Source organism: Erwinia rhapontici, from assembly GCF_012271765.1.
GTDB classification, from domain to species: domain Bacteria; phylum Pseudomonadota; class Gammaproteobacteria; order Enterobacterales; family Enterobacteriaceae; genus Erwinia; species Erwinia rhapontici.
Window position 1 is genome coordinate 235,705 of sequence record NZ_VRKO01000005.1, and the last position, 21,105, is coordinate 256,809.

The 21,105-nt window shown below is 54.4% G+C and carries 19 protein-coding genes; 8 read left to right on the top strand and 11 right to left on the bottom strand.

Translation table 11 applies throughout. The annotated features are described in order from the left end of the window. Position 1: 1 nt before the first annotated feature. Positions 2 to 1,465, top strand: a complete 1,464-nt coding sequence (locus FVB43_RS04215) for a pyridoxal phosphate-dependent decarboxylase family protein (protein WP_167863424.1) — start codon at positions 2 to 4, stop codon at positions 1,463 to 1,465. Positions 1,466 to 1,523: 58 nt separating this feature from the next. Here the strand turns inward: FVB43_RS04215 and FVB43_RS04220 are convergent, their stop codons facing one another. Further along, positions 1,524 to 2,180, bottom strand: coding sequence for a DedA family protein (locus tag FVB43_RS04220; RefSeq protein WP_133843801.1), 657 nt, complete (start codon positions 2,178 to 2,180; stop codon positions 1,524 to 1,526). A 191-nt stretch (positions 2,181 to 2,371) separates the two neighbouring features. Continuing rightward, the gene (gene metC, locus FVB43_RS04225; protein ID WP_133843799.1) at positions 2,372 to 3,562 is read right to left on the bottom strand and encodes a cystathionine beta-lyase; all 1,191 of its coding nucleotides are present in this window, start codon (positions 3,560 to 3,562) and stop codon (positions 2,372 to 2,374) included. Positions 3,563 to 3,810: 248 nt separating this feature from the next. Here metC and exbB point away from each other — a divergent pair, with 248 nt between their 5' ends. Both exbB and exbD read left to right on the top strand, forming a co-directional pair. Continuing rightward, the gene (gene exbB, locus FVB43_RS04230; RefSeq protein WP_159337358.1) at positions 3,811 to 4,545 is read left to right on the top strand and encodes a tol-pal system-associated acyl-CoA thioesterase; all 735 of its coding nucleotides are present in this window, start codon (positions 3,811 to 3,813) and stop codon (positions 4,543 to 4,545) included. 5 nt (positions 4,546 to 4,550) lie between these two features. Then, positions 4,551 to 4,973, top strand: a complete 423-nt coding sequence (exbD, locus tag FVB43_RS04235; RefSeq protein WP_133843795.1) for a TonB system transport protein ExbD — start codon at positions 4,551 to 4,553, stop codon at positions 4,971 to 4,973. 37 nt (positions 4,974 to 5,010) lie between these two features. On the opposite strand, the gene tcuC is transcribed toward exbD, so the two are convergent. After that, on the bottom strand, positions 5,011 to 6,330 hold the full coding sequence (gene tcuC, locus FVB43_RS04240; protein ID WP_133843793.1) for an MFS transporter: 1,320 nt from the start codon (positions 6,328 to 6,330) through the stop codon (positions 5,011 to 5,013). Between the two features lie 334 nt (positions 6,331 to 6,664). Between tcuC and FVB43_RS04245 the strand changes: the two genes are divergently transcribed. Next, positions 6,665 to 7,558: an SDR family oxidoreductase gene (locus FVB43_RS04245; protein WP_133843791.1), complete on the top strand. Its 894-nt coding sequence runs from the start codon at positions 6,665 to 6,667 to the stop codon at positions 7,556 to 7,558. A gap of 29 nt (positions 7,559 to 7,587) precedes the next feature. Here FVB43_RS04245 and FVB43_RS04250 read toward each other — a convergent pair whose 3' ends face one another. The 5 genes from FVB43_RS04250 to FVB43_RS04270 are packed head-to-tail and all read right to left on the bottom strand — an operon-like array spanning position 7,588 to position 12,870. Further along, entirely contained in the window at positions 7,588 to 8,577 is a 990-nt protein-coding gene (locus FVB43_RS04250; protein ID WP_167863425.1) for a Csu type fimbrial protein, read from the bottom strand. Further along, positions 8,574 to 11,003: a fimbria/pilus outer membrane usher protein gene (locus tag FVB43_RS04255; protein ID WP_167863426.1), complete on the bottom strand. Its 2,430-nt coding sequence runs from the start codon at positions 11,001 to 11,003 to the stop codon at positions 8,574 to 8,576. Before FVB43_RS04255 ends, FVB43_RS04250 begins: the two co-directional genes overlap by 4 nt. Beyond that, positions 11,000 to 11,725, bottom strand: coding sequence for a fimbrial biogenesis chaperone (locus FVB43_RS04260; RefSeq protein ID WP_167863427.1), 726 nt, complete (start codon positions 11,723 to 11,725; stop codon positions 11,000 to 11,002). Before FVB43_RS04260 ends, FVB43_RS04255 begins: the two co-directional genes overlap by 4 nt. Before the next feature lie 24 nt (positions 11,726 to 11,749). Next, positions 11,750 to 12,241: a Csu type fimbrial protein gene (locus FVB43_RS04265; RefSeq protein ID WP_192933190.1), complete on the bottom strand. Its 492-nt coding sequence runs from the start codon at positions 12,239 to 12,241 to the stop codon at positions 11,750 to 11,752. 56 nt (positions 12,242 to 12,297) lie between these two features. Next, positions 12,298 to 12,870: a spore coat protein U domain-containing protein gene (locus FVB43_RS04270; protein ID WP_133843783.1), complete on the bottom strand. Its 573-nt coding sequence runs from the start codon at positions 12,868 to 12,870 to the stop codon at positions 12,298 to 12,300. A gap of 551 nt (positions 12,871 to 13,421) precedes the next feature. On the opposite strand from FVB43_RS04270, the gene FVB43_RS04275 reads away from it, so the two are divergent. Beyond that, positions 13,422 to 15,557 carry a putative bifunctional diguanylate cyclase/phosphodiesterase gene (locus FVB43_RS04275; protein ID WP_159337360.1) on the top strand — a complete coding sequence of 712 codons (2,136 nt, stop codon included), beginning with the start codon at positions 13,422 to 13,424 and terminating at the stop codon, positions 15,555 to 15,557. Between the two features lie 36 nt (positions 15,558 to 15,593). After that, complete coding sequence (locus FVB43_RS04280) at positions 15,594 to 17,003, top strand: aminotransferase-like domain-containing protein (RefSeq protein WP_133843779.1); 1,410 nt, start codon at positions 15,594 to 15,596, stop codon at positions 17,001 to 17,003. 33 nt (positions 17,004 to 17,036) lie between these two features. On the opposite strand, the gene FVB43_RS04285 is transcribed toward FVB43_RS04280, so the two are convergent. Then, positions 17,037 to 17,519, bottom strand: a complete 483-nt coding sequence (locus FVB43_RS04285) for a YlaC family protein (RefSeq protein WP_133843777.1) — start codon at positions 17,517 to 17,519, stop codon at positions 17,037 to 17,039. Between the two features lie 189 nt (positions 17,520 to 17,708). Between FVB43_RS04285 and FVB43_RS04290 the strand changes: the two genes are divergently transcribed. Beyond that, positions 17,709 to 18,698 (top strand): lysozyme inhibitor LprI family protein, encoded by a 990-nt coding sequence (locus FVB43_RS04290; protein ID WP_159337361.1) that lies wholly within the window; start codon positions 17,709 to 17,711, stop codon positions 18,696 to 18,698. A gap of 19 nt (positions 18,699 to 18,717) precedes the next feature. Here FVB43_RS04290 and FVB43_RS04295 read toward each other — a convergent pair whose 3' ends face one another. Both FVB43_RS04295 and FVB43_RS04300 read right to left on the bottom strand, forming a co-directional pair. After that, on the bottom strand, positions 18,718 to 19,194 hold the full coding sequence (locus FVB43_RS04295; protein ID WP_227535672.1) for a hypothetical protein: 477 nt from the start codon (positions 19,192 to 19,194) through the stop codon (positions 18,718 to 18,720). After that, positions 19,148 to 20,077 (bottom strand): transcriptional regulator, encoded by a 930-nt coding sequence (locus tag FVB43_RS04300; RefSeq protein ID WP_133844228.1) that lies wholly within the window; start codon positions 20,075 to 20,077, stop codon positions 19,148 to 19,150. The genes FVB43_RS04295 and FVB43_RS04300 overlap by 47 nt, the downstream gene beginning before the upstream one ends. 395 nt (positions 20,078 to 20,472) lie before the next feature. On the opposite strand from FVB43_RS04300, the gene FVB43_RS04305 reads away from it, so the two are divergent. After that, positions 20,473 to 21,087 (top strand): cupin domain-containing protein, encoded by a 615-nt coding sequence (locus tag FVB43_RS04305; protein ID WP_227535674.1) that lies wholly within the window; start codon positions 20,473 to 20,475, stop codon positions 21,085 to 21,087. The last annotated feature ends 18 nt before the right edge of the window (positions 21,088 to 21,105 follow it).

Below are 21,105 nucleotides of genomic sequence, written 5' to 3' on the forward strand. Positions count from 1 at the left end.
GATGTCCCGGTTAAACCCGATTCTGGCCGCCTCGGTGCAAAGCACCGATGCGTACCAGCAAGCGATCAAACAGACCAGTGAAGCCGTCGTGCAGTGGCTGCAGCAGCCTGAGATGTATCAGGGTAAAAGTGTTGCTGAGCTGCGTGAACGTATCCAACTGGACTTTACTTCTCAGGGTCTGGGCAACCAGGCCGCCATTGAGCGTGCGGTTGAGTTCTTCTTAAAAGACAGCCTGTCGGTGCATCACCCACAGTGCGTCGCTCACCTTCATTGCCCAAGCCTGGTGGTGAGCCAGGCGGCTGAAGTCCTGATCAACGCCACCAACCAGAGCATGGACTCCTGGGATCAAAGCCCGTCAGCCACCATCATTGAGATGAAGCTGATTGAATGGCTGCGTACTCAGGTAGGCTATCAGGCGGGTGATGCGGGCGTCTTCACCAGTGGCGGCACCCAGAGCAATCTGATGGGCCTGATGCTGGCACGTGATGCTTTCTTTGCCGCCAGGGGCCACTCTGTTCAGCAGGATGGCCTGCCAGGCGACCTGCGCAAGATCAAAGTGCTGTGTTCTGAGAACGCCCACTTCTCCGTGCAGAAAAATATGGCGCTGATGGGGCTGGGTTACCGCTCCGTGACGCTGGTGAAAACCGACCGCTTTGCGCGGATGGACATCAACGACTTAGCTGAGAAAGTCGCGCAGGCGCAGGCTAATGGCGAACAGATTCTGGCGATTGTGGCGACAGCAGGCACTACCGATGCGGGCGCTATCGACCCGCTGCGGGCGATTGCTGAACTGGCGGCACAGCATAAAATCTGGGTGCACGTGGATGCGGCATGGGGCGGCGCGCTGTTGCTGTCTGAGAAATACCGCGACTACCTGGACGGCATTGAGCTGGTGGATTCCATTACCCTGGACTTCCACAAGCAGTTCTTCCAGACCATCAGCTGCGGGGCGTTCCTGTTGAAAGAAGCCCGTCACTATGAGCTGATGCGTTACCAGGCGGCTTACCTGAACTCAGAGTTCGACGAAGCGCAGGGCGTGCCGAATCTGGTGTCCAAATCCTTGCAGACCACGCGCCGTTTTGATGCGTTAAAACTGTGGATGGGGCTGGAAGCATTAGGTCAGCAGCAGTACGCTGAAATCATCGATCACGGTGTGACGCTGGCACAAGACGTGGCGCAGTATGTCACTGAGCAGCCATCACTGGAGCTGGTGATGCAGCCACAGCTGGCGAGCGTATTGTTCCGCTATCGTCCGGCGTCGCTGGCGACTGCCGATGACGCGGCGATTGCACTGATCAACCAGAAAATTGGTGATGCCTTGCTGGATTCGGGCCGTGCCAACGTGGGTGTGACGGAATCGGACGGGGTAACCTGCCTGAAGATGACGTTACTGAACCCAACGGTCACCTTGCAGGATATTAAAACCCTGCTGGCGCTGGTTGAAAAGACGGCAGAACAGCTGTAAAACGCACTATGACGGGGAAGAGCAACCGCTGTTGCCCCGTTGATCAAAAAGCCCGGTCTTACCGGGCTTTTTTGCCTTTCACGACCAGCGCAATACTGCCGACTAAACCAATCGAGAGCATCACCAGCGGCAGAACCATCAGGCAGGCCATCACCTGATCTTCATGGCGTTTAATAAACGGCACCTGACTGATACTGTAGCCAAAGCCCACCAAAATCGTGACCCATAGCAGGCCACTCAGCCAGTTGAATAGCTGAAAACGGCCGTTTTTCAGGCCCGAAATCCCCGCCAGCGTTGGCAGAATTGTGCGCACGAAGGCCAGAAAACGCCCTACCAGTAACGCCATCAGACCGTGACGATTAAACAGATGCCATGCGCGTTGATGATACTGTGCGGGCAGATGCAGTAACCAGCCTTTGACCAGCCGGGTATTCCCCAGCCAGCGTCCCTGAATATAGCCCAGCCAGCAGCCCAGACTGGCGGCCGTGGTCAGAATCAGCAGCGTCGGAATAAATGTCATCACGCCTTTGGCGATCATGGCACCTGCCAGCAGCAGCAGGCTGTCACCCGGCAAAAATGCGGCGGGCAACAGGCCATTTTCTAAGAACAACGTCAGGAACATAATCCCGTAAACGATCCAAATTACATCCGGATTGGCCAGCGCGGCAAAATCCTGATGCCAGAGCGCCTGAACAATCTCGTGTAGTACACTCATTCTTTATCCCGTGACCGCTTCGCCTTCATACCTGGCGCCTTGCTGTAGCGCCAGCTCGTTGGCTATAGAAAACACCCATTATTCTGGCTATCGAAACTTCGTTGCTTAGTGTAACTGTAAATGAGTGCCAACACCTTGATCAAAGGCGCGAACCCGAGACGCCATTGATCAATTGTTGAGGTTTCGGGGATTCAGCGGCTCAGGCGGGCAAAACCGGCGGCCAGGTCATCAATCAAATCGTCCACGTTTTCCAGTCCTATATGCAGGCGTACCAGCGTACCGGTGAAATCCACACCGCCCGCCGGACGGATCGCCGCGAGTTCTTCTGGCTGGTTAGCCAGAATCAATGATTCATAGCCGCCCCAGGAGTACGCCATACTGAAGTGAGTGAAGTGGTCGAGGTAATGTGCCAGCTGCGTATGACTCAGTTTTTCCTTCAGCACAAAGGAGAACAGGCCGCTGCTGCCGGTGAAATCTCGCTTCCAGAATGCATGGCCTTTGCACTGCGGCAGTGCCGGATGGTTGACCACCGCCACTTCAGGACGCTCTGCCAGCCAGTGCGCCACGCGCAGGCTGCTCTCTTCATGCTGGCGCAGACGCACCGCCAGGGTGCGCAGGCCACGGCTGGCCATATAAGCCGTATCGGCATCGACCATTTGCCCCATCAGATAGGAGTTTTCCCGCAGCTGTTCCCAGCAGCGTGCATTAGCGACGGCGGTGCCAATCATCGCATCGGAATGACCAATCAGATATTTGGTGCCCGCCTGAATGGAGATATCTACGCCAAAATCCAGCGCGCGGAACAAAATGCCTGCGCCCCAGGTATTGTCGATCATAATGATCGCGTCGGGAGCTTTGCTGCGGATTGCCGCAACGATCGCCGGAACGTCCTGCACTTCCATAGTGATCGACGCCGGAGACTCCAGAAACACCACGCGCGTATTGGGCTGCACCTTTTCGGCGATCTCGCTGCCGATGGTGTGATCAAACCAGGTGGTGCTCACATTCATTTTACTCAGGATTTTGGTGCAGAAATCCTGCGTTGGCTCATAGACGCTGCCGCTCATCAGCACATTATCCCCGGCGGAAACAAAGGCGAGGATAGCATTGGCCACCGCTGCCGCACCGCAAGGGTAGAGTGCACAGCCGGCACCGCCTTCCAGCTCGGTCATCGCTTCCTGCAATGAAAAGTGGGTCAGGGTGCCACGGCGCCCGTAAAACAGCTCGCCGTCTGCCCGTCCGGCAGTGGCCCGTTTTTTGTCGGCAACCGTATCGAATACCAGTGAAGAAGCACGCTGAATCACTGTGTTTACGGATCCCTGGGTATAACGTTTGCTACGTCCGGCACGAATCAGTGCCGTTTCAATTTTTTCGCTGCTCATAAAAATCCTGTGTCATTTTTACCCTTTTTTTAACGTTAACACGGTAGCCGTTCAGGGGAAATTCGACAGGCGCATAAGTGATGAAAATTCACCATCAGTGCGAAAGTCGGTTCCGGTAATCAACGAAACGAGCATAAAACGTCCAGAAAGTTGTAAATAGTAATGAGAACTACTATCAATTCCCCGCTGTTTTGGTATGATCCGCGATAGAATTTTTCGCTATCAGCAATTGACGTTGGAGACACAGCGTGACAAATGATTTGATGCAGATGGACCTGTCCGTCTGGGGCATGTATCAGCATGCAGACATCGTGGTTAAAGCGGTGATGATTGGCCTTCTGTTGGCGTCCGTTGTCACCTGGGCTATTTTCTTCAGCAAAAGCATTGAGCTGAGCGCTGCGCGTAAGCGTCTGAAACGTGAGCAGCAGTTGCTGGCGAATGTACGTTCGCTGGAAGAAGCCTCTCAGGTGTGTGAGAGCTTTAAAGGCCACAGTCTCAGCACGCTGTTGGTGAAAGAAGCGGAAAACGAGCTGGAACTGTCAGCCGGTTCTGACGACAACACCGGCATCAAAGAGCGTACCGGTTTCCGCCTTGAGCGTCGCGTTGCGGCTTTCAGCCGTCATGCCGGTCGTGGTAACGGCTTCCTCGCAACCATTGGTGCGATTGCACCGTTTGTCGGTCTGTTCGGTACGGTCTGGGGCATTATGAACAGCTTCATCGGCATTGCAAAAACGCAGACCACTAACCTGGCCGTTGTTGCTCCCGGTATTGCTGAAGCACTGCTGGCCACCGCTATCGGTCTGGTTGCGGCGATCCCTGCGGTAGTGATCTATAACGTCTTTGCCCGTACGATCGGCAGCTACAAAGCCTCACTTGGCGATGTGGCGGCACAGGTTCTGCTGTTACAGAGCCGCGACCTTGACCTCGCTGCCAGCGAAGGTGCCCATCGCGTTCAGTCTGCGCAGAAACTGCGGGTAGGTTAAGCATTATGGCAATGCGATTAAACGAAGATCTCGATAGCAACGGTGAAATGCACGAAATTAACGTGACGCCGTTTATCGACGTCATGCTGGTGCTGCTGATTATCTTTATGGTCGCCGCGCCACTGGCCACCGTTGACGTGCGCGTCAATCTGCCTGCGTCCACCAGTTCGCCGCAGCCGCGCCCTGAAAAACCGGTGTATCTGTCGATCAAAGCCGACCGTCAGCTGTTTATCGGTAACGATGCCGTGACGCAGGAAACGCTGGTCGATACGCTGATTAAGCAGACTGAAGGCAAGAAAGACACGACCATTTTCTTCCAGGCGGATAAGTCGGTCGATTATGAAACCCTGATGGGCGTGATGGATAAACTGCGCCAGGCCGGGTATCTGAAGATTGGCCTGATGGGCATGGAAACCGTCAGTAAATAATCTCGCAGGGGCGACCATTTCTGGTCGCCCCTTTCGTTTATACCTGAATCGCCGGCTCTTTCAGACGCCGTACCTGATACTGCTTCACCAACCGCTTAATCATCAACGAGCCTGCCAGCCCGCATAGCGCGGCAATCGTCAGCCATACGCCCGGCATCGCTTTATCTCCGGTAACATGAATCAGATAGCTGCATATCGCGGGTGTAAAACCGCCAAACAGCGCAGTCGCCAGGCTATACGCCAGGGAGAACCCCGTCGCCCGCACTTCAGCCGGCATCACCTCCGTCAGATACACCACCATGGCCCCGTTATAGCTGCCATACAGGAAGGAGAGCCACAGTTCCGCTTCCAGCAGATGGGTTAGGCTGGGCGAGCCGACCAGCCAGTGCAGCACCGGCCAGGCAGTAAGAATCATCAGCACGGTAAACAGCAGTAACAGCGGGCGGCGACCGTAGCGGTCAGAGAGAGAACCCATTAGCGGCAGCCAGATCAGATTGGAGACCCCAACGCACAGCGTGACAAAGAAGCTCTCTCTGTCGCTCATCATCAGCACTGTTTTGCCGAACGTAGGGGTAAACGCGGTGATCATATAGAACATCACCGTGGTGGTGACCACCATCAGCATGCCGGCGAGGATCAGCGCCCAGTTACTGCCAACCGAGTGCATGATCTGACGCATCGTCGGGTGATGTTTACGCTGGCTAAAGGCTTCTGTCTCCTCCAGCATCCGGCGGATCCAGAACAGGAACGGCACAATCATACAGCCGATGACGAAGGGAATGCGCCAGCCCCATTCGGTCACCTGGCCTTTATCCAGCAGATGGTTAAGCAGCAGGCCCAGTAGTGCCGCGAAGATCACCGCAATCTGCTGACTGCCAGATTGCCAGCTGACGTAGAAGCCTTTTTTGCCCTTTGGCGCGATCTCTGACAGATACACCGACACACCGCCCAGTTCGACCCCGGCTGAGAATCCCTGGAGCAAACGCCCCAGCAGGATCAGGATCGGGGCGGCCATGCCAAGGGTGCTGTAGCCCGGTACAACCGCAATGGTCAGTGTACCCATCGCCATTAGCCCGAGTGTGAGCAGTAACCCCTTACGACGTCCATGCTGGTCAATATATGCGCCGAGGATAATTGCCCCCAGCGGACGCATCAGAAATCCTGCGCCGAAGGTCATCAGCGTCAGCATCAGTGAGGCGAAGGGGTCATCCCCGGGGAAGAAGGTTTTGGCAATGGCGGTGGCGTAATAGCCAAACACCATGAAATCGTACATTTCGAGGAAGTTACCGCTGGTAACGTTGAAGATTGTTTTCGCACCGCCTTGCCGCGATGTATTGAGCTGGGGGGTTATCGCCATGACCGCATCCTTTTTGTGTTTCTCTCGTTTTTATCCTGCCAGGGCAGTCATGTATGTGATGGCGATCACTCTGTTAATTTACAATTTATTTACATTGGTAATCAAAAATTAACAGGAGATGTTGAGTTTAAAATCTGTACACCTTTCTGCACCGTCTTCGGGCAATCTTCAATGACAGTTCACATTTGGTTATATTTTATTGCATTTCTTATTTTTCTTTTTCGTACCGCATATCAACAGGATGGTTCGTTTTCCCTGTTTCCGCCCTCGACATGCTCTGAGTGCTGACTAGCCTTATTGGTGAATAAAACTGTTATCAACAGCCGGAGGAACCATGGCAGACCAATATGAAATGCAGAATCCTCTCACCCAGTATCCCGCCACTGAGTACCCGAAGCAGCGTCAACCTGCACCGGGCGTGCAGGCCGATATGCGCCCACGGCCGGATTGTGGTGAAAACAGCTATCGTGGCAGTGAACGACTGAAAGGGCGTAAGGCGCTGGTGACCGGTGCCGACTCCGGTATTGGCCGTGCGGCGGCGATAGCCTATGCTCGTGAAGGGGCGGACGTGGCGCTCTCTTATTTGCCGGATGAGCAGCGCGATGCCGAAGAGGTTGCCAGGCTGGTTGAGCAGGCGGGACGTAAAGCCGTACTGCTGCCGGGGGACATCAGTGATGAGGCCTTCAGCAAAAAACTGGTGGAAGACGCCCGGGAGCTGCTGGGTGGCCTGGACATCCTGGCGCTGGTCGCCGGTAAACAGGTGGCGGTAGAGCACATTGCCGACCTCACCACCGAGCAGTTCCGCAAGACGTATGAGACCAACGTTTTCGCGCTTTACTGGATCACACAGGCGGCCATCCCCCATATGCCGGCGGGCGGCAGCATCATTACTACGTCATCCATTCAGGCCTATCAGCCGAGTGCGCATCTGCTGGATTATGCGTCCACCAAGGCGGCGATCCTCGCGTATACCCGGGCGCTGGCGAAGCAGATTATCGATAAAGGTATTCGGGTGAACTGTGTGGCACCGGGCCCCATCTGGACGGCGTTGCAGATAGCGGGTGGGCAGACGCAGGATAAGATCCCGGAATTTGGTCAGCAGACGCCGATGAAGCGGGCAGGGCAGCCTGCGGAGCTGGCACCGATTTATGTTTATCTGGCTTCGCAGGAATCAAGTTATGTCACGGCAGAGGTGCATGGTGTCACGGGTGGGAATCACTTAGGTTAGTGTGACTCACCGGTTTAAGGGCCTTGACTTCAAAACGATAAATCCACCGTCACCGTATCATTATATGTCCCAGCCACAGGCGTTGCCTGACTGGACAGCACCTGCGCATTGTAGCTAAAGGTACGGGTGAGACCATCCGTACTGGCGATGCCGGCAGTGCTCTGTACCCGGTCAGCCGCCACACTGCTTCCCCAGCGAGTGGTACCCGATCCTTTATAAATCTCATACGCCAGCAGGCCACCCGCGGCGCTGGTCATATAGCGCTGCGTACCCACGGCATGCAGGCCGTTGCTCATACCGACGCTGTAGGTGCTGCCTTTGGTGCAGATCACGTTGAGCGTCTGACTGATGGGGTTGAACTGGCTGACCAGGGGGGCGCTGCTAAAGTTGACGTTGGGCGCGGTGATCGTTGTGCAGTCTTTGGATATTGCGATATTCACGACAATAGACTGCGTGCTGCTGCCGGTTTGCTGTGAACCCAGCAAGCAGAGACCTAGCGCACCAATGCCCGTACAGACATCGTAATTGACTGTGACCGCCAGCGTGACGGTATAGCTCCCCTCCGCGACCACCGCGCCAGGAACGGTACGCAGGTAAAGGGGAATGTTAAAAATCACCTGACCGCTGCCGCCAATATTCAGGCCCAGCAGTTGAGATCGCGACAGGGTGTAGGTTGCACCATTGATCGTCAGCTCGCTGGTGGTGCAGGCGGCGTCGTAACAGAGCTGTATCGGGATCAGGTCCGAGCCCTGTTTCATTGCGCCACGATTACCAATGATTGAGCCAGTAGTAGCACCGGTCAACTGGAGCTTAACGGTGTCGCTGCTCAACAGCGCCAGCACCCCGGCACCGCAGTTAACGGTAATATTTTGTGTGACGGTGCTAATACCGGTATTCACGGTAAACGAGCTGACGGGGCCAAAGTTAGCCGTCACCGTGGGCGTGGTACAGGCTGCCAGCGCAGGCAATGTGCTCCCCATCAGCAGGATGGCGCTGCACAGCAATAACAGTTTTCTCATGGTGTCTTTCCTGAAGGTAACGGCGGCAGCGCGCAAACCAGCGGGCCGTAGGTGGTCAGTGATTTAGGCCGTCCACCGGAGACGGTCAGTTCCGTGTCACAGGTGCGTCCATCCGGGGTTCGTACATGGATGGCGTTGCGTACTGCCAGGTTTTCCATCCAGACAATACCGTCCCAGCCAACATACTCCGTCTGCTGACCCTGACGAGTGATCTCGCTGGAGAGCGGCAGCGCCTCACCGTTCTGGTCATGCAGGATCACGCTGGCCGCACGCAACGGCTCAATGGGGAAATGCAGCAGATAGCCGCTCTGGCGCTTCACGGAAAAACGCTGCTCGACGCTGCTGCTGGTCATATCGGCCGGAAGATCGAGGGTGTCGATATCGTATTTTGCCGGATAATAGGAGCTGACTCTGGGCACCAGCAGGTAGCCTTTTTTGTCAGTCTTGCCCATCAGCTGGTTTTCAAAACGCACATTGATATCCGGGTAATCCGTTTTCACCAGCACAAAGGCATCCGTCACCTGGTTAGCGGCAAACACGCCGCCGTCCATCAGCACCAGGGAACCGGATAAATCACCATATTGAGTGCTGTAATTGTCATCGCCGTAGAAGCCTGCTGAGGTTTCCATTTTCTGGTTACGCCAGCGCAGGGTGCCCTGACGGTAGTTGCCCCCATCGCTCTGATTGGCGACGGAGGCATCCCACGCAAAACCGCCATCGGTCGGCATGGAGTGTGACAGGCTGAGACGCTCTGAAGCGCCGCCCTGCTGATTACGCTCTACGCTGATGCTGGCGCTGGTCATATCGCTGAAGGGGATCATCAGGCCAATCGCACCGGACCAGTCGCCTTGCTGCTGGTCGCGACTGGCGGAGACATACAGGCTGGAGTTTCCCCACAGAGTCCGGCTCCACGACAGATTCAGCAATCGGGTTCGTTCGCCGCTGCCGCTGGTGATATCAATCAGTGCTGCACCCAGGCTACCGAACTGATCCAGCGACACGCTGGCATTGTACTGTGCGCTACGGCGGCTGAGCGTGTTGTATTCGATGTTGTCGCTGTAGTTCTCACGGTCGGCATACAGGGCGAGGTTACCAAAACCGGTGGTGCGTTTGGTCTGTTGCATACCCACGCTAAAACGATTGGTGCTGTACTGATAGCCCCAGCTGTACTGCCTGCCGCTCTCTCCCTGCATCTGGCTCTGGCTGACCGCCCCGTTAACCACGCCGTATGCCCCCAGTTTGAGTTGTACACCCGCGCCGCCCAGTGCCAGTGACGGCGCAGCTTCGGCATGGCTTTCCAACGTCAGCCAGTCGATCAGCCCGTAGCGATAAGAACCGCTGGTCGCCGCTGAACCGTAATCAAAATTTTTCACCCCGTAGTTCTGGCGCAGGGCCCCGGCGGAGAAAGAGTAATCAGACAGCCCACTTTTCAACAGGTTACTGGCGACATAAAACGGTAGCGTGGTACTGACCCGCCGCCCCTGAGCATCGGTCGTGACCACCACTGCATTCCCTGCGCCGTTAACAAACGGCATATTCGTCAATGAGTAAGGGCCGGGCTGCACGTCATTACTGCTGGTTTTATAGCCATTGACGAAGAGATCAACAGTAGAGGGGACGGCGGCCTGGCCGGAAAATGAGGGCAGAGGATACGTGACCAAATCCGGACGCAATGAGAAATCGCGCGACAGCTGAATACCGCCGAGGCGGACGCTGCTACTCCACGCCAGCGAGTCGCTGATCAGATCACCGACCTGCCAGTCCAGGGCATTTTCTTCATTTTGATTCGACCAGTGGGTGTCATAACGGATATAGCCATTTTCCAGATAGCTGGTCTGGCCGGAGAGCTGCTGCTGGTAAACGCCATTGCTGACAAACTGGCCGTAACCGCCAAACAGGCGCAGCTCATTTGTCGCTGACAGACGTGAACCCCCGCCAGTCGACTGACTGACATACAGGTCATAATTTAACAGCGCACCGCTGCTGCTACGTCCTTCATAACGGGGGCCGTTATGCGTGGTGCCCGTAAAGGTCTGCTCGGGAAGCCATTCGGGCGGTACATTGATCAGGATACGCTGGCGCTGGCGGTCATACTCCGCTTTGACCCGATCCATAGCGGAGACATCCATAATTGATGAGTTGATTTGCGCGCTCGGGATGCCAGCCTGCTGAAGATCGGCGGCACGCAAAAGATAATGCCCATCACGAAACTGCACTGGCACCACCATGCCGCGATCCTCATCATTGACCACCAACCCCAGCATATAGCTCTGTGGCTGATCTGCCTGGCCTCCGGCGCTGGCAGCGGGCGGGGGTGGCAGTGAGGTATAGGTTTCAGCACTGCATGTCACAGAAGACAGGCAGGTCAGCAGGCCGGTCACGATCAGAGTGCGGTGCCGTCCCGGCACCAGGCAGCGTCTGGTCATCGCCTGGCGGCGGAACTGGTGCTACGCCAGGTCTGATTTTGCTCCAGTTGTGCACTGATTTCGGCACGTTCTGAGGCGGGGCTGCTCAGCGGGAAAGTGTTACTGGCATTGGCCAGTACATAGCCCAGCAGGCTTCCGGCGAGTTTTTTCCCCCCTAGTTCGACATTACTTAAGCGCGCATGAGCGTTACCACGATTAGTGATTTCAAGCGCCTGTTTTCCTTCGCGATTGACCAGCCGCCAACTGAGGTCAGGGCGGGCGGTCGATGGATCAAGGCCGCTGCCGTAGACAAATAATGGTACGGAATAGCGCATCTGGAGCGTCACTCCGGTCTGGTCTTCACCCGGTGCTTTTGGCGTAGGGATTTCATCCAGAATGACCCGATAAGCGGCTTCCTGACCGGCGGCGGGCGGGGTCTGCTTAATCAGACGCACCAGCTGGCGTTTACCTGGTTCAATGCGCACCATCGGCGGGCTGGCAGCCACCTGTTGCTGGGTCTGATATTGCTCCTGACCATTAACCTGCTGCCAGCCAAATACGCGCACCTGCATTAGCGTGGTGCTGGCACCGCGGTTTTCCAGCCACAGTTCGGTGGCTTTATCGTTCTGACTGATTTTGGGGTCGATCGGCCAGATGAGCACTGAGTTCCCTGCATGGGCATTGAATGCCAGAACGCTCAACAGCAGAGTGAATAGCACGCCTGTGAGATGATGTTTTTTCATTATTGCTCCTTCAATTCCCCGAAATTACCAGCTCAAAGTCACCGTCAAAGTATCGCTGTAGGTCCCGGCACGGTTAACACCGTTCAGTTGTAACTGGCCGTAGATCGGCAGCGTGATATTGTTGGCATTGCTTAGCGTCAGTAACACATTCTGATTCACCGGAATGGCGGTGGTGTGAGCGGCACTGGTGTACAGGCTATACGCCACCAGGTTGGTGTTGCCGGCCACTCTCAAGTTGCGCGTGGTGGTGTAGTTACTCCCGCCGTTGATACTCATATTCAGTGTTGTGCCCGGCGTGCAGGCCAGCGTAATACTGGAATTCTGCACATAGGCGGCATTGGCGGTGACGCTGCCTACCCCGGGTTGAGTGCCAAAGTCGAGCGTACCGAAAACCGTGGGAGCCGTGCTGGTGATCACACAGCCATTGACGATAGAAGCACTGACCCCAAAATCGGCGGTAGGCAATGCGTTACTGCTGCTGCTGTAGGCCAGCAGCAGTAACGTGAACGGACGAATAACGCCCGCATGTCGCCTGAGCAGCTCCCGCACGATGGACTCCCCTGTCGCGGCAATCAGTAATTCACTGCAACGTTAATCGTATCCGTGTAGGTGGCGGCAGGAATGGCGGAGGTATTCCCCCCACCAGCAATACGACCATAAATCGGATAGTTATCTCCGTAAGTCGCATCGGGGGTGCCGACCGGGGCGATATTGGTGTTATTGGCAATTGGCGTGGTGTAGTCAGTATTGGGGTACAGGGAGTAGGCGATACCCACGGTGGCCGTGGTGCCGCTGATCAGATAGCGTGGCTGCGTCGTTTCTGTGCCATACACGGTGGTTGGCTTAGCACTGCTGCTGGTGATTTGCACAGAGTAGGTCGATCCCGTGGAGCAGCGAACAAAAATACCATTACCCACCGTACCGACAACGGCGGCGGTTTTGATATCAAAGGTCGCGGCACCACCAGGGAATTCCAACGTACCCAGGTTACCAATGGCACCCGGAGTGGCGACTTGCCCATTGACCAGGCAGCCCGCTGTCAGTACCAGTCTGGCGGTGATGGTTCCGGTGGTGGTGGCGGCAAAGCCTGAACTGGCTACGCCAAGGCTCAGGCCGCAGCCCAGCAGAAAAAGCTTAGTTTTCATAACTATTCCTTACTAATTAAAGTGATGAACTTGCTTTTCCGCCTGATGAAATATTGTCGTCAGTGTGACTGAACAAACATAAAAAATAATAAAAACCCTTTAGCGGGTAAAATATAACGTAAGGAATAATCTGTTATTTGAATTAACGCGTTAACATTGATTGACTTAACTATAGTTCAGCCTGGCCAGGCTGATAACAGAATCGTAAAAATATTATTTATGTGTTACGCCTGTCATAGATAAGCAGGCTTTACCACCGCGTGGCGACAGGGATTGGAAAATTTTCAAGAATATTCCTATCCTGATCTAGGCGAAGTATCGGGCCAATGCTATGTTCACTGCCGAAGAAGAGGAATATTAATACACTATATAAATTATAGGGATATATCTTATGCCTGTAAAAATCCTCTTCAGGTTCCTTCACTTTCCCCTGTGGCTGCTAAAGCTGGCTGATTTTTCGCCGATAAATAAGCACAAGCCTGGGGTGATTAATAATGACACCGGGTCACTACACACTAAGCCGAAATGGCTACTGCATTCGAGATTGTCATATGCTCATGAGTTCGTACGATCAACTTCTGGTTATCGTCTCTTTTATCGTCGCGTTTCTGGCCTCCTATACTGCGCTGGACATGGCGGGACGAGTTGCCACCTCCAGTGGCAACGTTGCCCGCGTCTGGCTATTCGGTGGCGGTTTTGCCATGGGCGTTGGGATCTGGTCTATGCACTTTATCGGCATGCTGGCGATGAGTCTGCCGATGGTCATGAGCTACGACGCCAGCCTGACGGTGGTCTCCATGGTGATCGCTGTGGCGGCATCCGTCTTTGCGCTGTGGATCGTGTGTTACGGTGAACTGCCGTGGTATCGGCTTTGCGGCGGGGCGGTGATCATGGGCAGCGGGGTCGTGGCGATGCACTACACCGGCATGGCCGCGCTGGCGGTTAATCCCGGTATTATCTGGGACTGGCGCTGGATCTGGGTATCGGTGTTGATTGCGCTGTGTGCCTCCGGAGCTGCGCTGTGGCTGGCTTTCCGTCTGCGCCAGGGCACCGGCCGTCTGGCCCTGATGCGCAGCGGCGCTGCACTGATCATGGGTATCGCTATTGCCGGGATGCACTACACCGGCATGGCGGCCGCCAGTTTCCCGATGAACAGTCACGCCACACATCTTGGGGTCAACAGCAACTGGCTGGCGATTCTGGTTGTGGTCGTGACGCTGGCCATCCTCGGTATTACACTGCTGGTTTCGATGCTGGATGCTCGCCTTCAGGCACGGACGTCGGTGCTGGCATCCTCTCTGGCAGAGGCAAACCGCGAGCTGGCACAGCTGGCGCTGCATGACAACCTGACCCGCCTGCCAAACCGCATCCTGTTAGAAGATCGTCTCGACCAGGCCATCAATAAAGCCTCGCGCGAAGACTCAAAATTTGCCCTGTTGTTTATGGATCTTGATGGTTTCAAAGCCGTCAACGACGCCTTCGGCCACCACATTGGCGACAGCCTGCTGATCGCGGTGACCGAACGCATGAAAGAGAAAGTGCAGGGGCATCACACGCTGGCCCGCCTCGGCGGTGATGAGTTTGTACTGCTGATTGAGATTGACGATCCTAACGATGCTGCCGCCGTGGCGGATGCGCTGGTGAAGGCCGTCGAGCGGCCATTTGATATCTCCCGCTACGAGCTGGTGGTGTCGCTGAGTATTGGTATTGCTGTCTTCCCGGGCGATGGACTCGACGAACGTGAACTGATGTTTAACGCCGATGCCGCCATGTACCACACTAAAAATAACGGTCGTAACGGTTACAGCTTCTTCCAGCCGTCGATGAACACCATCGCACAGAACCAGTTACAGCTGATTAATGACCTGTGGCTGGCGCAGGAAAATAAAGAACTGCGGCTGTTTTATCAGCCTAAATTCTGTGCGCCACGTGGGCCGATTATCGGTTTTGAAGCACTGCTGCGCTGGCAGCATCCGCAACGTGGTCTGCTGACGCCGGATGTCTTCCTGCCGCTGGCAGAAAAAACCGGGCTGATCGTCAGCATCGGTAACTGGGTGATCGGGGAAGCCTGCCGCCAGTTGCGCTGCTGGCATTTGCAGGGCAACAGCCAGTGGTCGGTCGCCGTCAACCTGTCTGCATTGCAGTTTGAGCAGGCCGGGCTGGTGGAAACCGTAGTGAAGGCGCTGGAAACGCACCACATCCCGCCGGAACTGCTGACGCTGGAAGTGACGGAAACCACTGCGATGCGCGACCCGGATGAAAGCATTCGCATTCTGACCGAACTAACGGAACTGGGGGTGAAAGCCTCTATCGATGATTTTGGCACCGGATATTCCAGCCTGCTGTATCTGAAGCGTCTGCCGGCCAGCGAGTTGAAAATCGACCGTGCATTTGTGAATGAGCTTCAGGCACAAACGGAAGATGCCACCATCGTCACCGCGATTGTGGCGCTGGCGCAAACGCTCAATCTGAAAGTGGTCGCGGAAGGGGTGGAAACGGCTGAACAACAGGCATTTCTGACAGGGCTGGGCTGCAATACCTTACAGGGTTATCTGCTGGGTCGTCCTGTGCCACCGGAGAACGTCCCGGGCCTGAAGCAGTATGTTGACGGCGATGATGGCGTTGAGACGCGCGAGGAAGATGTCCCAAAGTTGGCGGCGGTCATACCGCTCTCTGACGTGGTATAATAGTTTTCTCTTTTGTTAAAATGGCCTGTAACAGTCGTGGCAAAATATGAACAGCTGGTGGCACAAATCCAGCAGCAGATCGAGACGGAGATATGGCTGCCGGGGGAAAAACTTCCCTCGTTGCGTCAACAGGTTGAGCTGAGCGGCATGAGCCTGATGACCGTAATGCACGCTTATCAGGTGCTGGAAAGCCAGGGCTGGATCCAGTCGCGGCCGCAGTCAGGTTATTATGTTGCGCCGCGCGCCGAATTTCTCAGTCAGCCTCTTAGCCATCAGAAAGTGCAGCTGGCTGAATCTGTCGATATCAATGCCTTTATTTTCGATGTATTACAGGCCTGCCGTGACCCGCAGATGGTTCCATTTGGTTCCGCGTTTCCTGACCCGGAACTCTTCCCTCAGCGTCAGCTGATGCGTGCGTTGACCACCGTTTCTCACAGTATGAAAGCCATCGATGCCCTGCATAATCTGCCACCGGGTAATGAAGCGCTGCGCAAAACACTGGCGCAGCGTTACGCCTTACAGGGCATTCAGGTCTCCCCGGATGAGATTGTGATCACCAATGGCGCAATGGAGGCCCTTAACCTCAGTTTGCAGGTGCTGACAGAACCGGGTGACTGGGTGGCGATAGAAAACCCCTCGTTTTACGGTGCGTTGCAGGCGATTGAACGTCTGAAGCTGAAAAGCGTGGCCATCGCCAGCGATCCACAAACCGGTATCGATCTCGATGAGCTGAGCCGTTCGCTGGCCCGCTGGCCGATTAAAGCGCTGTGGATGATGACTAACCAGCAGAACCCGGTCGGCTGCACGCTCAGCAAAGAGAAAAAGCAGCAACTGGTCGCGTTACTGGCCCGGCACGGCGTGGCGCTGATTGAGGATGATGTTTACAGCGAACTCTATTTCGGCCACGAAAAACCCCTGCCGGCCAAAGCATTCGACCGCGAGCATAACGTGCTGCACTGCTCCTCATTTTCTAAAAATCTGGTAGCAGGATTTCGAGTCGGCTGGGTGGCTGCGGGAAAACATGCGCAGCGCATTCAGCGTTTGCAGTTGATGAGTACCTTGTCGACCAGCGCACCGATGCAGCAGGCACTGGCCACTTACCTCGGCACGCGCAGCTATGATCGCCATCTGCGGCGTTTACGGCAGACACTCGAACAGCGTAAAAATCTGGCGCGTCAGGCTCTCAAACGTTCTCTGCCTGCCGGGGCGCAAATCAATGATTCACGCGGTGGCTACTTCCTGTGGGTGGAACTGCCCAAACAGGTCAATACGACTGAGCTTTATTACCGTGCACTGCACAACAATATCAGCATTGCCCCCGGAAAAATGTTCTCCTCCAGCGAGCAGTACGCCAACTATTTTCGTTTTAACACCGCGTGGTGGGATGAGTCGCAGGAAGTGGCGGTCGCCACATTAGGACGATTAATCGCAGAATTACTGCCGTAAGGGTCAGGCATGCCTGACCCGCATCGGGTTATTTTATACCGCTGAAGCGCTTTTCTGTCCCCAGGTCAGGTGGAAGACATCATAAAAATCGACTTCACCTTTTAACGACAGCAGCTTAGTAATGCCCTGCTTAACCTTGTCCGGCACATTGTCACTACTGAGGATGTCGCTAATCGCCCGTTCAGACAGGGTGCGCACATAATACCATTCGCCGTTGTAGCAAACGCGCAGATCAAGGGTATCGATATCCTCAAAGCGGTATTTCGGGTTCACGTCCATGAGCATCAGGCCGCTCATCAGCATGATAAAAATAGTCGCCCCCCAGAACGCGGGCCAGCCCAGAAAGTCCGTGGTAAAGATTAGGGCAACCGTCAGAATGTAGCACCCGTACATGGATGCCCAAAGCCCCGGATGGGTCTTCAAAAACTGAAAACTGAAGCGCGGTTTATTATCGCGTTGCTCTTCGCGATTCAATGTATCGATCTCGCGCAGCAATATTTTTTTAACTTCTTCCATTAGTGACCTCTGCAAAACAGTTCGGGCAGAGTGAAAGTAAACCATGTTTGCACCTATAATAGCAGACACAGTTTATCGCTATTCAACTATAACAGTTGCTCACAGGGATGGGCCAGCTGTCACCTGCCGTGGCAATGTATAAAGTTCAGGCCATTCCCGATGGCCTGCTGATAAGGGAATAAAAAACAGATGGATTTAATCAAAGCCCCTGCTGTCATTGGCTTTACTCTCCTGCTCCTTACCTCCACGGCGAAGGCCATCGACTGTGGGCGCGCCTCCAGCGTGGTAGAAAATACCGTCTGTGATAAGCCGGAATTGATGTGGCTGGATAGGGTATTTGTTAATGCATTCAGTGAACTGCAAATGCGCGAGCCACAGCATGTGAATCAGATAGCGAAGGAGATGGCCCGGGAGCGTAATACCTGCGTTAGCGACAGCTGCCTGCGCAGTGCCTATCTCGGTGGCCTGAGCCAGCTGTATGATGCGGATCGCCAGGTGGACTGGCAGGGCGTCTGGTGGAATGTCAGTGCACCTCACGGCAATGGTGGAAAAATTCGTATCAGCCAGCTGGCAGGCGATGAGTTCAATATGGATGCATCTGTCTGGGGAGGGGTGTACCGGTCGAGTTTCAGCGGTAAAGTGACGCTGTCCGAGGGGGTAGGGTTTACCGATAAAATTGTCTGGGGTGGCGGGTGTTCAATTGTTCTGATCCCGCGCCCGGATAACCGCCTTGAAGTCAGCAGCGATTCGCATGGACGCTGCGATATGCTGTTACCCGGCAAGACGTCAATTGACGGGGTGTACGTTAAAGCGGATAACGATCCGCGTCTGCCGGCCACGCTGTTAACCCTCGGTATTTTACCGAATAAAGCCCTGGACGATCGCTTTCGTCAGCTGACAGGCAGTGACTATGCGCAATATGTTGCGACGGCAACCAGTTTTGTCTACAGCCAGGACCTTGACCAGTTTGGTGCGACGGTACTCACCCTGTGGGTAAAAGGCATGGCGAACCGACAGTCAGCCATCATCATGTACACGCCGGAAGGGAAAATCTGGGCGCTACGGGTCAGCCCTGACACCGATAACGGCGTGGAAGTGGATTATGTGACCACCGAGAAGGATAAAGAGACCATGCCCAAAACGCTTCAGGCATGGCGCACCCTGTTTACCGACCGCTAAGGAAACCGGCCCATTGGTACTATCGGTAACGTACCATTTGGCCAGAAGGGGTGATCATCAGGCGTTCTTTACCCAGCCGCAAGGTGTCAAAATGCACGCTGTTGTTTTCCGCATAGCCAAAAATATTTTTAATCATCCGCGTCTGACCATCATCTGCATAATAAATTTTATGGAAAGTAAACATCACACCTTTGGCATTTTGAGTTTTTTCTTCCAGGCTGATTTTGGCCATAAAACGATTATCGTTTGGGCTGGTCAGGGTCATCATCACGGTGTTCCCTTTGCCGTCGAAGCGGGTATCATAAATTTCACGCTGGCGCGCCAGCAGGTCGTAATACCCCAGCTGTAAATTTACTTTAACGAAATCCTCCGTGAACAGGCCCTTATCCCCTGGCAAATGTTTGATCACTGCCACCCCAAGGGGGACCAGCAAAGTCACGATCAGTAAGCTAATTGACGCAGTTGGCCATTTCATTAATTTTTCGTTCGCCTTCACGGTAGATTAGAGCGCTCAGTTGAGCACCATCCGTACGCCAGTTGATAATGTTCATCGCCAGCTGTTTACGATCGCACTGATTCGATAACGTCATGGTGTAGTTCAGCGTCGTGCCGGAGGTGTAATAGAAAATTTCCATATTCACTTTCTGATTTTTCAAATTTTGATTCAGCGTAAATAGCACCGGTCCCAAAAGCTTATTTAAATCATAGGACGCGGACGTGTTGTCCCATCCCCGGCGCAATTCCATTAGCTGAATATGGCTGTACGGGACGGAGTTTTTTTTCACCAACTCGCTACTGTTTACCGGAAAAAGCGCTCGCCCGGCCCACGCCAGCACGCACAGTAACAGTAACGCCTGAAAGAAAATAAGCCAAAGCCAGAATACGCGACGTAAGCGTGGTTTCGGCTCCGCGTTAATCGTTGTTTCCGTTTCGGCCAGCCCGGGTAATATCGCAGGTTCTACCTGGTGCATATCCTGCGGGGGTATCCTCTCCTCTTGTACCGATGTCTGCTGCGAGGCATCGGTCAGGCTATCCGCTTCTTCTTTGTCATAGCAAATACGTTGGCAAAATTCTGCCTCAAGGATATAGCCCTTTTTAGGGATCGTTTTAATAATACGCTGCTGCTTGCCGTCATCCTCCAGCGCCACGCGCAGCGCATGAATCGCATTCGGTAAACTGTTAATACCAATAACCCGCCGTTCCCAAACCAGCGTAGTGAGCTCATCACGACTTAATGTTTTTCCAGCATTTTCAGCCAGTACTAGCAACAGTTTGAATTGATATTCGCCCAGGCGCCTTTCTTCACCACTGAGTTGATGGAGTAACGTACCGGACGAAAAATCGACGTACCAGTGGTGAATAATATAATCCGCTGTCATAGCTTGCCATTGTTCAGAAAAATCAGTGAATATGCTGGTGAATACTTCTGGCGATAATCGGTAATTATAATCTAATTTCCATAACAATTGCTGTAGTCGTAACGCATTAAAAAATTCAATGAAAAGGCGTCCTGTTATTTAAATTGAGGCCACCCGGTAATGGGAAATAAATGTTACATACAGTAATAGTAACAATGTGTTATCGAGTGATCGTAAAGTCAAATCTCAGGGTGAAGGGGATGAGAGGTGGGTAACAACCAATGAATTTGGCTTAAGTTCAGTTAAATTAATAAGTTATGTGATCTGCGGCGTGGGGAAAAGATTGCAAGCTGGCAGAATAGTGCCACAATTAATTTAACAATCACTCAACAAGGCAATTTGACCAGGAGCCTGATATGGTGACCCATTCTCGCAGTGTAATGTTAATGATGTCGTTTGCTGCCGGGACCTTTGCTGCAGGTGCCTCCTCAAACCCGCGCCATCTGATGCTGGCGCAGCCCTCACAGGGCATCCCCAACAACCCGCTGCCGCTGATCATCTATCCACAGGTGGTGCCGGACGAGCCGGAAGAAGGGGCAGAAGAGATATCGCCAGACGATTTGGCGCTGTGGTTCCGCGCTGAGTTTGCCCGCCACGGTTGGCCGGTCAGCTGGCACGCGCCGATTTATCCCTACACCCATTATCACCCGAATACCCATGAATTGCTGGGGATCACCTGCGGCTGGGCCGAGATCCTGTTTGGTGGCGAAAGTGGGCGCATGGTCACCGTTTATGCGGGTGACGTAATACTGATACCGGCGGGTGTCGGACATCAGCAAATTGCCGCCAGTGATGATTTCATGGCCGTTGGTGCCTACCCTCCGGGCGTGACGCCCAAAACCCTGCGCGACGAGCAGGCATTGATGGAACAGTCTATGCTTGAAATAAAACGCGTCGCGATGCCCGAAACCGACCCCGTTACCGGTGGGGAAGGCGCACTGACTGAGGTCTGGCACCCGCTGACTCGTTAAGAATCTCTCTCATCGTTT